The organism is Geothermobacter hydrogeniphilus (assembly GCF_002898515.1).
Classification (GTDB): domain Bacteria; phylum Desulfobacterota; class Desulfuromonadia; order Desulfuromonadales; family Geothermobacteraceae; genus Geothermobacter_A.
Window position 1 is genome coordinate 25,709 of the sequence record NZ_PPFX01000005.1, and the last position, 11,230, is coordinate 36,938.

The 11,230-nt window shown below is 57.9% G+C and carries 12 protein-coding genes and 1 pseudogene; 2 read left to right on the plus strand and 11 right to left on the minus strand.

The window, feature by feature from the left end:
* The first annotated feature begins 6 nt into the window (after positions 1–6).
* Both C2E25_RS03440 and C2E25_RS03445 read left to right on the plus strand, forming a co-directional pair.
* Positions 7–1,692, plus strand: a complete 1,686-nt coding sequence (locus C2E25_RS03440) for a sigma-54 dependent transcriptional regulator (RefSeq protein ID WP_103114395.1) — start codon at positions 7–9, stop codon at positions 1,690–1,692.
* A gap of 312 nt (positions 1,693–2,004) precedes the next feature.
* Positions 2,005–3,060, plus strand: a pseudogene (locus tag C2E25_RS03445) (sigma-54 interaction domain-containing protein); the annotation flags it as partial.
* A 99-nt stretch (positions 3,061–3,159) separates the two neighbouring features.
* On the opposite strand, the gene C2E25_RS03450 reads toward C2E25_RS03445, so the two are convergent.
* From C2E25_RS03450 to C2E25_RS03500, 11 genes are read right to left on the minus strand one after another with little or no spacing between them, the layout of a single operon-like run.
* The gene (locus C2E25_RS03450; protein ID WP_103114397.1) at positions 3,160–5,073 is read right to left on the minus strand and encodes a hypothetical protein; all 1,914 of its coding nucleotides are present in this window, start codon (positions 5,071–5,073) and stop codon (positions 3,160–3,162) included.
* Positions 5,074–5,081: 8 nt separating this feature from the next.
* Complete coding sequence (locus tag C2E25_RS03455) at positions 5,082–5,630, minus strand: chemotaxis protein CheX (protein WP_103114398.1); 549 nt, start codon at positions 5,628–5,630, stop codon at positions 5,082–5,084.
* Entirely contained in the window at positions 5,627–6,091 is a 465-nt protein-coding gene (locus tag C2E25_RS03460; RefSeq protein WP_103114399.1) for a chemotaxis protein CheX, read from the minus strand. Before C2E25_RS03460 ends, C2E25_RS03455 begins: the two co-directional genes overlap by 4 nt.
* Before the next feature lie 10 nt (positions 6,092–6,101).
* Positions 6,102–6,473: a response regulator gene (locus C2E25_RS03465; protein ID WP_103114400.1), complete on the minus strand. Its 372-nt coding sequence runs from the start codon at positions 6,471–6,473 to the stop codon at positions 6,102–6,104.
* A gap of 35 nt (positions 6,474–6,508) precedes the next feature.
* The gene (locus tag C2E25_RS03470; RefSeq protein ID WP_103114401.1) at positions 6,509–6,967 is read right to left on the minus strand and encodes a chemotaxis protein CheX; all 459 of its coding nucleotides are present in this window, start codon (positions 6,965–6,967) and stop codon (positions 6,509–6,511) included.
* Entirely contained in the window at positions 6,960–7,346 is a 387-nt protein-coding gene (locus C2E25_RS03475; protein WP_085008734.1) for a response regulator, read from the minus strand. The genes C2E25_RS03470 and C2E25_RS03475 overlap by 8 nt, the downstream gene beginning before the upstream one ends.
* The gene (locus C2E25_RS03480) at positions 7,343–8,224 is read right to left on the minus strand and encodes an HDOD domain-containing protein (protein WP_103114402.1); all 882 of its coding nucleotides are present in this window, start codon (positions 8,222–8,224) and stop codon (positions 7,343–7,345) included. Before C2E25_RS03480 ends, C2E25_RS03475 begins: the two co-directional genes overlap by 4 nt.
* A gap of 8 nt (positions 8,225–8,232) precedes the next feature.
* Positions 8,233–8,721 (minus strand): chemotaxis protein CheD, encoded by a 489-nt coding sequence (locus tag C2E25_RS03485; RefSeq protein WP_103114403.1) that lies wholly within the window; start codon positions 8,719–8,721, stop codon positions 8,233–8,235.
* Entirely contained in the window at positions 8,718–9,776 is a 1,059-nt protein-coding gene (locus C2E25_RS03490; protein ID WP_199177355.1) for a protein-glutamate methylesterase/protein-glutamine glutaminase, read from the minus strand. Before C2E25_RS03490 ends, C2E25_RS03485 begins: the two co-directional genes overlap by 4 nt.
* Positions 9,776–10,666, minus strand: a complete 891-nt coding sequence (locus C2E25_RS03495; protein WP_233189322.1) for a CheR family methyltransferase — start codon at positions 10,664–10,666, stop codon at positions 9,776–9,778. The genes C2E25_RS03490 and C2E25_RS03495 overlap by 1 nt, the downstream gene beginning before the upstream one ends.
* Before the next feature lie 18 nt (positions 10,667–10,684).
* Positions 10,685–11,194, minus strand: coding sequence for a chemotaxis protein CheW (locus tag C2E25_RS03500; protein ID WP_103114405.1), 510 nt, complete (start codon positions 11,192–11,194; stop codon positions 10,685–10,687).
* Positions 11,195–11,230 lie beyond the last annotated feature (36 nt).

The window sequence follows — 11,230 nt, forward strand, 5'->3', positions numbered from 1 at the left end:
GACCAGATGAACAAACGTATTCTCTGCATCGACGATGAAGAAAGTATCCGCCTGACCTTCGCCAGTTTTCTTGAGGATGAAGGTTACCAGGTCGATACCGCCGCCTCGGCCGACGAGGCACTGGAAAAACTTGAAGCTGAACATTTCGACCTGATCTTTCTCGACATCCTGCTCGGCAGGCACTCCGGAATCAACGTCCTGCGCGTCATCCGCAAACGCAAGCTGCAGGCGCCGGTGATCATGGTGACCGGGGCTCCGGAGGTCGATACCGCCGCCGACGCAGTCAGGCTGGGAGCCTTCGATTACATCTCCAAACCGGTTCGCCAGGAGACCTTGCTGCGCCTCGCCAAACTGGCTCTGACCCACCAGGAACTGGTCGCCCAGAAAAATCGTTACCAGGCCCATCTTGAAGCGATCTTCCGCAGTATCAGAGATGGCCTGCTCACCGTTGACAGCGACATGCGTCTGGTGGAAATCAACGCCGCCGCCAAGCAGATGCTCGGTATCGCCGGCGAATCGATCGGGGAAAACTTTGAACTGCTCGACGGTACCGACGGCCAATGCGCCAGCCTGATCCGCCAGACTCTTGAGACAGGTCAACCCGGTGAAATCTACCGCTGCGAGTGCCCCCTCTCCAGGGGCGGCATCCAGGTTCTGACCCTGAATACCGCCCCCCTGCAGACGCCGACCGGCAAGCATGACGGAGTCGTGCTGCTGCTACGGGACGAAACCCGCATGGTCAAGCTTGAACGCGACCTGCAGGACCGCAACCAGCCCGGCAACATGATCGGCCAATGTGATGAGATGCAGCATCTCTACCGCATGATTCATTCTCTCGCCTCAATCGACACCACGGTGCTGATCACCGGCGAATCGGGAACCGGCAAGGAACTGGTCGCCGAGGCGCTGCACAACATGGGCGATCGCCGCAAACGTCCTCTGGTCAAATTCAATTGCGCCGCCCTGCCCGAGAACCTGCTGGAAAGTGAACTTTTCGGTCACGTCAAGGGAGCCTTTACCGGCGCCGTCAAGGACAAGATCGGGCGTTTTCAGAAAGCCGACGGCGGCACCATCTTCCTGGATGAAATCGGTGACATTTCACCGGCCACTCAGGTCCGTCTGCTGCGGGTTCTGCAGGATAAGATCATCGAAAAAGTCGGAGATTCCACCCCGATCAAGGTTGACGTCCGAATCGTCACCGCCACCAACAAGGACCTGCTGGAAAAGGTCAGCGCCGGAGAGTTCCGGGAAGATCTCTACTTCCGCCTCAATGTTATGAACCTGAAGCTCCCCCCTCTGCGGCAGCGGGGGTCCGATCTGGACCTGCTGGTCCGCCACTTCATCCAGCAGTTCAATATCCGTTTCGGCAAGCAGATCAGGGGAGTGACCGATGATGTCATGGCGCTGTTCAGATCCTACCCCTGGCCGGGCAATGTCAGACAACTTGAACATGCCCTGGAACATGCCTTCGTCCTCTGCCAGGACAGCCTGATCACCACCGCGCACCTTTCCTCAGATCTGACACGTCATGGCGTCACGACTCCACAGAGTCCGGCCGCTGGCTTCCGCGATGACCGCCAGGCCATTCTCGATGCCCTAGAGAAAGCCGGCGGCAACAAAACCCGCGCCGCGCAGCTGCTCGGCATGAGCCGCCGAACCATCTACCGCAAGCTTGAGGAATACGGGATCTGAATTGTCCTGAACTGCGACCTGTGCCATGGCACAACTGTGCCTTGGCACAGGTCGTGACTGTGGCACACTGTCACAGTGTGACAGATCCTTTTCAGGGCACAATGACAAGCCCAGCCTCCCTCGCGAACCAATGTTCGTCCCGTTTTATCCCTCCAAAGATTCCCGATTTTAAAGGCTTTTCCAAAAAAGCCTGATCAATTTCAAAAGTTTGACGATGCAACCGGCATGGTTGGCACCCTTCTTGGAGGAAGTGTCGATAACTTGACTTGAAGCCCCTCTCGCAGATGACTTACACAAGGAGGCCCCATGCTGAGAAAATCAGACGGATTCGAGGGCATCATCGGCAACTCGCTGCGCATGCAGAAACTTTTCAGCATCATCGAACGTGTCGCTGATGACGGTGAGAGTACCGTCCTGATTCAGGGTGAAAGTGGCACCGGTAAGGAGCTTGTCGCCCGTGCCGTGCATTCCCGCAGCCCGCGCCGGGAAAAAAACTTCGTCCCGGTCAACTGCGCGGCTATTCCTGATGACCTGCTGGAAAGCGAATTGTTCGGTTACGTCAAGGGAGCCTTCACCGGCGCCACCCAAAATAAAATGGGGCGCATCCAGTATGCCGCCGGCGGCACCCTGTTTCTGGATGAAATCGGCGACATGAAACCCTCGCTGCAGGCCAAGCTGCTGCGGGTCATCCAGGAAAAGGAGTTCGAACCGGTCGGTGGCGTCAAACCGGTGCCGGTCAATGTCCGCATTGTCGCCGCGACCCACCGCAACCTCGAACAACTGGTTGCCGAAGGTAAGTTCCGCGAAGATCTCTATTACCGTCTCAGTGTCATTCCCATCAACATCCCGCCGTTGCGCGAGCGCAAGGATGACATCATCCTGCTGCTTGACAGCTTCACCCGGGTTTTCAACCGCGGCAAGCGCTATGGACTCAAGGGTTTTTCCGAACGGGCCCTGAACGCCTTGGTGAACTATCCCTGGCCCGGCAATGTCCGCGAGCTGGAAAATCTCATTCAACGGCTGGTGGTGCTGCATGGAGGCGAGTCGGTCGATCTCGAGGATCTGCCGGCCAAGTACGCCGCGCATGCTGTTCAACCCGGAACCGCCGACCGGCGCAGTGAAGAACAACTCGACAACCTGGCACCGATCGCCCTGCACGAGGCTCTCTGGAACGGTGACGGCATCAACTTCAACGACCTGGTCGACGGTCTTGAGCGACAGCTGATCAGCCAGGCCCTGGCCCGCACCGGCGGCAACAAGAAGGAAGCCGCCCGTCTGCTCAACCTGAAACGCACCACCCTGATCGAGAAAATCAAGAAAAAGGAACTCGAAACCGGGATCGGCCTGCCCCAGGCTTCCTGCGCCTGAGCATCCAGGCCCTACATACAAAGCCCCCGGCAGCGGGTTAGCGGCCGGGGGCTTTTTTCGTAACCGGTCCCAAGGACTTTTCATCAGCCCTGGCAAGTGTCAAGCGACTAAATTAAGTTTCACCTTCTCCTGTATCTGCGCCTCACTGGCGGGTGTCACCAGGATATCCCTGATGCCGTACTTGATGGCCCGCAGCACCATACTGCGGGTCCAGTTGGGGCCGGCAGCGATCAGCGGCATACGTCCCTGGATACTGGCATTGATCTTGATCGCCGCGGCGATTCCCTGTTCGCCGACATCTCCAAGAACCAGGAAAACCCCGCGTGTCTCAGGACCGTAGCCGCCGACAGCCTCCTGCACATGCTGAAACCGGGCCGCGCAGTTCAACCCTTCGATCGCCCTGATAAACACTTCCGCCTGCTCTTCGGAATCGCTGCAGACCAGAATCAGAGGTTGGGTACCGGTCGAACCGGTCGCAACCGGGGAAGCGGATTTTCCCGTCTCCCCTTTCGAAGGCGGGACGGTTTCGGTTTCGCTCGCCGTCCCGGTCTCCCCGCCCGAGTTGTCGGAACCAACCCCACCGGGATCTCCGCCCGTCTCGTCAACTCCCGCCACAACCGGCGTTTCCGTCGGTGCCGTCACTCCCCCGGCCTCAGCGTTCTGCAGTCCCAAAACATCCGCCGGCACGAAGAACCCTATTCGTCCAAGCTCCTGTCCATCAAGCCGGGCATCCCCGGAAGCGAGGAAGAATTCGACATCCTTGACCGGATACTCTTCCCTGGCCTCGATAACCAGGGGATCAATGGGCTCCTGGTCCGTTTTGACGAAGTGCAGATTGCCGGGATAGATATCATTAAAGACCGAGGTGCAGATCCCGGCAACGATATTGACAATCTCGCCGAAGGCGTCCGAATCCTCAGCGCCATATTCACCACTCTCAAGGCGCTCCTGCAATTCGGAATCGGGAAGCATGATCAGGGTACCGCCGAGATGGATGGCCGCCCCCAGGCTGGTCAACAGGTAACCGTCACCTTCCCTGTCCCCTTCGACCCGCATGTGGGCAAGAACCTGGGTTCCGTCCAGACCGGCAAACAGCTCCGCCCTGTTGGAACAAAGGTATTTTTCGTTGCTGATTTCGAATGAATGGCCCAGAAAGCCCCCGACTTCTTCCTGAATTTTGGCATGGATGACCCTGAAAATTTTGACCAGTTTGTCTTCACTGACCACGGGCCCGGGACCGGCCGCCCCGGCCGGTGGCTTCGCGGACGGAGTTTCCGCAGCAGGAGCTGCACCTGCCCCCCTGGATTCACTCGCAACGGCAGTCGTTTCGGTGGGCGCGACTGCCGTCTGCCCGGCCGTGTCCACCGGACCTGCAGCCGTTGCCTGCTCCGACTCGGCTGCCGTCTGCTCCGACTCGACAACCGGTGCCGCATCTTCTCCCCCCCCCAGCCCGAGAAGTTCGTCCGGCACCAGCACCTGAACGAGTCCGGCAAGATTCTTCCCCTGCAGCGTCCCCTTGCCGACAACAAGACTCAACGGGCCTTCCGCCAGGGGATAGTCCTCTTTGGCAACAACTCTGAGTGGATTGACAACCTGCTGGCCGGTCTTGACGAATCGCAGTTTATCGGGGAAAAGTTCATCGACCAGACCGGAGATAACACCGGCCATGATATTGACAATTTCGCCGAAAGCGTCGGCCTCGTCACCGCCGAACTCTCCCTTGTCGATACGATCGTGCAGCTCTTCTTCAGGCAGCATGATCAGGGTGCCGCCGAGGACCAGGGCGTCCTTGAGATCGAGCAGCAGGTAGGCGCTTCCCTCACGGTCCCCTTCAACCCTGAATTCAGCCAGCACCTGTGGATCCTGCAGGTTTTCGAACAGAGTCTCCCGGTTCGAGGTTATGACCTGGCAGTCACTGAACTCGACAGGCTGGCCGATCAGGGAGGATATCTCCTCCTGGCCTTTTTTCAGCACCGCTCTGAGAACGGTATTGACAACTTTCCGGCGGTCCATGCTCCTGCCTAGGTTTTTCCAGCGTACTTGAATTCAAGCAGAAAGGTCCCCGCGACCGTTTCAAAAGGCAACAGCAACCGTTCAGCCCGGGATAGAAGGTTGACCTCATAACTACTTCCGGCGATCACCGACGGCACCGCCAGTTCGATTTCGCACTGCTGTTGCAAAAGTCGGATCTTCAACCCCCCGGCAATCATATTGACCATTTCACCGATCGTATCCTTGACCTCGGCATCGACTTCAACCGGCGTCTCACCCAGCAATCCACCACAGATTTCACGCGCCACCCGTTCAGGACAATGAACAGCCAGCACCCCCCGCAGCCCGCCGGAGACCCCCAGCACGGCAGACACCGAATCGATCAGGCGGTTGGGACGGGCAGGCCGCAGAGCCAGAGTTTCGACCTCCATCATGACCATGGTGGCAAAGACTTCCGTCGTCGCCTCGGCCAGCATGCCGCTGTAGCCCTCGACCGTGGACACATCATCGAAACCGGGGCGGCTTACCTTCAGTGCGCTGTCGCGCCTGTTATCCTCGACCTCCCGGAGCGGCATCATTCCGACTGTTCCTGCAGTTGCAGTTCAACAAGGAATTCTCCATCGGGCATTTTGAACGGCATCAGCACCTGGTCAGCGGCGGCATGGCACTCGAAAGTATATTCCTCCCCGCCCACGGCGGATGGAATCGACAACTTGATGTCCTTGCCGTTCTCCGACAGGGAGGTTTTGACTGAACCGGCCAGCATATTGGCCATCTCACCGATAGCGTCCTTGACATCATCATCAACAGTTTCAACATCGATGCCGAGAAAAGTCCCGGTGATGGCCATGGCGACCCGGTTGGAGCAATGGATGGCCAGCATCCCCCGGTAGCCTCCGGCCATGCCGACCAAGCCGCTGATGCCGTCGACAAAGACGTCACTACGGTTCGGCAGCGGATCGCCCGGAGTCACCCGGGTCATCAACATGGTTTCAAATATTTCGCAGGTTGCGTCAATCACGCTTTTCGCAAAATCCACAATCCGCCTCCTAGAGTAAGGCACCCAGGGTGTCCTGAACCTGATCGGGAGTGAACGGTTTCTTGATGCTTCCCTTGGCCCCGAGTTCAAGAGCCTCGCGCAGAATCTCCGACCCGGCCTCGGTGGTGATCATCACCACCGGGATATTCCTGATGCCGTCATCCTCGGCCTTGTTGCGGAGAAATTCGACCCCGTTCATGTTCGGCATATTGATATCGCTGAGAATAACATCGACATTTTCACCACTCAACACTTCCAACGCCTCCTGCCCGTCACCGGCTTCGAGAATCGTCTCGAAATCGAAGCCGGCCTGGCGCAGCGAACGTGCGACAATCTTGCGCATGGTGCTTGAATCATCGATGATCAGTACTTTTTTTCCCATGGTTTGTCGGTCCTTTCTATAGGGGCGTTTGCGGTTCAGGCCTGCTCCAGAAGCGAGGACCCGGACACCGCGACGGAAAATCCCTCATCATCTATCAGGAAGTGCCAGACGATTTCTCCGTTGCCGAGCGGTTCATCCGACGAGGGTTCGATTTCTGGCAGGCCGAGGCGATAAACCTGGCCGGGGATGACTTCGTTGAGAAACTGTCCGGCCACCGTATTGAGCAATTCGAGCAGGGCATCGTCGGCAAGTTGCTCGGTCAACTCCTCGACCGGCAGTCCGAACAGCGCCTCGGCAATGCCGAGCAGCAGATTGCGGGGCATCTGCAGCAGAAACTCACCCTGCACCGGATCGTGCATCAGCAGGCTCGCCCGAAGCATCTCACCCTCTTCGATGGGGGGCGGTTCCTGACTCGGCAGGGCCTCCAGGAAAGCCATGTTTTCAATGGTTTCCGCCACGGCCTTGTGCATCGCTCTGGTCATCCGTTCACGCATCGGAAATCTCCTTCAGCAGCGGCTGCAGCTTTTCCCGCAACAACGCCGGGTTGACAGGCTTGTTGAGAACACAGAAGGCGCCGAGTTTGACAAGCTGTTCTTCCTTTGCCGGGTTGCCGGCACTGGTGACAACCATCACCGGCACGTCGGTCAGGCGCGGATTGCCCTTGACCCATTTCAGCAGCGTTTCACCATCCATGGTCGGCATGTTGAGATCGGTCACCAAAAGGTCGGTCGGCTGCTCCTTGAGCAGGGCCAGTGCTTCCTTGCCGTTGCCGGCTTCGCAGAATTCGACATCCTGAAGACCGACGATCTGCAGACAACGTTTGACAAACATGCGTGCCGTCTGGGAATCATCGGCAACAACGATTCTTTTCACGATTCGGTCTCCTGATTTTGAGTTAGCGATGCCTCGGCCTGCCGGAACAGCTCGGTTGCCTCGAGAATAATGCCCGGCAACTGTTTGGTATCGAACTCCAGATAGTCCTGATAACCCTGATCCAGCTGGTACTGCATACTGTCACTGCCGGTACCGAAACCATTCATCATGGCGATGATATCGCCCAGGTGGACGGCATAGACCAGCAGACGATCCTCCTCAGGCGCGCGTTGCGGCTCGTGATGAAAAGCAATCGCCGACTGCAGCGGCGTCGGCAGCTGCCAGCTTTTCGCCAGTTCCAGGCCAATTTCCGCGTGATCCATGCCGAGCAGTTTTTTCTCTCCGCCGAGATAGTTCTCGACATGACCGGCATCAATATCGCCGACCAGATTTTCAGCACTGCCATGAAGAAACTCCGACAGGATCGCCTTGCCGATGTCATGCAGCAATCCGGCGGTAAACGCCAGATCAATGGTCATATCCCCCCTGGCGCAGCGGGCAATCTCCCGGGCCGCAAATGCGGTGAAAAGATCATGCCGCCACAACTCGCCGGCTGCCGCCTGGTAACCGGCCATGGGACGATTCATCAGGTTCCCGACGCTGTCACCGATGGCAATGCAGGTCACCATCCGTTCACCGAGATACGAAACAGCTCGATCGATGGATGAAATCGGATTAAGCAGATCGTAGGCGGCTGAATTGACCACCCGAAGCACCCGGGCGGTCAACGTCGCGTCGCATTTGACAATGTCGATCACATCGCCGAGTTCATGATCCGTATCCGCGGTAATCTGCATCAGCCGCTGGGCATTAGCGGAAAGCAGTGGAGCCTTTTCAATGGCGCGGCGGATTTCTTCGACAGCACTATGCTCAGTCATGACAAACCTCAGATTTTCCACTGGCCGCGGCCGGGACAGGAGATGGTCACTTCCCCAGTATCGACCGAAACGGTGACGGTCCGACTGTAATTCGCGCCGACATCTTCGGCGACCGGCCCCATGCCGTTGGCCCAGAGAATTTTCTTGGCGGCCAGAACATTACGCTTACCGATATTGAAGGTGTCATTGGGGTCCATGATCGAAGCCCCGCCGGCCAGCTTGACGACATAGGAGCGGGTATTGCTGTTGCCGCTGACGGCCACCATCTTTTCCAGCAGCCGCGGCAGACCGGTGTCGGCAAAATATCCGGGCCGCTCACGCACCTTGGACGGATTGATTTTTGAATCAGGCAGGGCAATATGGATCATGCCGATCGTCCGGGTGCGCGGATCGAGCATGATAACCGCGACACAGCTGCCGAGAGCGTAGGTTTTGATCGCGCAGCCGCTGGTGGCCGAAGCGCCAAAATCGCCGATACCAAGAACCAGGTCACTCATGCCGCGCGCTCCGTCAACATACCGACCAGCAGAGGCGGAATGTCATCCAGCGGAACCAGACGTTTTGCTCCCCCCATTTCAAAAGCGACCTTGGGCATGCCGAAAACAACGCACGAGGCTTCATCCTGGGCGATATTCCGTGCGCCGGCCCGGGCCATGGCCAGCATCCCGCGGGCGCCGTCACTGCCCATGCCGGTCAGCATCACGCCGATAGCGTTGCCGCCGACGGACCGGGCGGCCGATTCCATCAGCACATCCACCGACGGACAGTGACCGCTGACCTTGGGTCCGGCCTCACAGATAACCTCGTAACGCCCACCGCTGCGAATCACCCGCATCTGCTTGCCGCCGGGGGCGAGCAGCACCAGGCCGGGAGCGACCCGGTCACCGGTTTTGGCTTCACGCACCTGCATGGCGCTCTCGCGATTAAGCGACTCGGCGTACATCTGGGTGAAGCCGGGCGGCATGTGCTGGGTAATGACGATGCCGGGAAATCCGGCCGGCAGGCGGGTGATAATACGCCGCGTGGCCTCGGTGCCACCGGTCGACGCGCCGATGACGATAACCTTGTCGGTCGACTCGGCCAGTGCGCCGCCACTGGCTTTAAGCAGTTTCGGCAATTCCTTGCGACGATTTTTCCAGTGGGAAACATCCACCGTCGAGGCCAACTTCACCTTGGCGCACAATTCCAGAATCATCGCCTTCAGGCCGCGCGCGACATCGGTGGTCGGTTTGGCGACAAAATCGACCGCGCCCGCGTTCAGAGCATCAATGGTGATCTGCTTGCCGCGCTGGGTCAGGGAACTGACCATCACCACCGGAATCGGGTACTGCGGCATCAACCGCCGCAGGAACTCAACACCGTCCATGCGCGGCATTTCGACATCCAGGGTCATCACGTCCGGCCGCAGGCGGGCGATATGGTCACGGGCCCCGTAGGGGTCGCCGGCGGTCGCTACAACCTCGATTCCCGGATCGCTGCCGAGTCCCTGGGACAAAAGCTGTCGGACCAGCGCGGAATCATCAACAATCAATACTCGGACTTTTCCGGACATCAGGCCTCCATCTTCTGATAGGCGGCCGGCAGCAGATAACGATAAAGATTCTGACTGCGGCCGAGGGTCTCGGAATGACCGATGAAGAGATACCCGTCCGGCTCGGTCAGACGATGAAACTTCTTCACCAGCGTATCTCGGGTCGGTTGATCGAAATAGATCATGACATTGCGGCAGAAGATTATCTGAAACGGCTTTTTGAACGGGAAGGTTTTGTTCATCAGGTTGAAACGACGGAACGTCGCTTCCCGGCGCAGACTTTCATCAACCTGCCAACGGCCGTCGGGCTGCTGACGAAAATATTTCCGTTTCAGTTCCGCCGGCATGTTGCTCAACTTCTCCTCGGGGTAAAGCCCCTGCCTCGCAACAGCGAGTACCCGGTCGGAAATATCGGTGGCCAGGATGCCGGCATCCCAGCGTCGGTGGTCGCTGCCGAGGACCTCACGAATCAGCATCAACAGCATGTAGGCCTCTTCACCACTTGAACAACCGGCGCACCAGATCCGCAGATCGAAACGATTTTCCTTTTTCAGTCGTTCCACAACCGCCGGCAGGGCGGTATTGCGGAAATAATCGAAATGGTCATTTTCCCGATTGAAATAGGTGTGATTGGTCGAAACCCGGTCGACCAGTTCGCTTAAGGCACGTTCGCTGGAATCATTCAGCAGATGCTGGTAATAGGCCTGAAAGGAATTGAAACCATTGCCGCGCACCAGTTTCTGCAGTCGCCCGACCAGCAGCGAACGTTTCTGGTCGGTCAGGTTGATCCCGAACCGCTCGTAGATGAGCTTGCGCATGGCATTGAATTCATCATCACTGATGACCATCATGTGATTCTGCCCGGCCGTCCCGTTTGACACGACAGCCTGGCTCATCTGAGTCCAGCCCATGATTTCCGCCTTTCCGGGTTAGTCGGAATTTTTCGTCATCTGTTCAAGGTCTTCACTGTAGAGTAACTTGCGCACATCAAGCAGGATCTTCACCTCATCCTCGACTTTTCCCATTCCCTGAATATATTGCCCGCTCTCCGCCTTGGTGCGGGGCGGCGGTTCAATCTGCCCATCAGGGATATCGATCACCTCGTTGACCTTGTCAACCACCAGGCCGACGGTCTTGTCATCGACATTCACAACCACGATGCAGGTCCGTTCCTCGTAGGCTTTCTCAGGCAGGTTGAAACGTTTGCGCACATCCATCACCGGGATCACATTGCCGCGCAGGTTGATGACCCCCTTGATGTAATCGGGCATATCAGGAACATCGGTGATCGACTGGATGCCGATGATTTCGGTCACGTAACGGATCTCGATACCGTAATCCTCATCGGCGATGTGAAAGGTCAGAAATTTCCCCCGCTGGGTATCCTCGGCAAGATCGAATGTATCTTCCGAAACAGCTGACGCGGTGTTGTTCTGCATAATCAGACTCCTTGTTCTTTCAGGCTTGACGTTTAC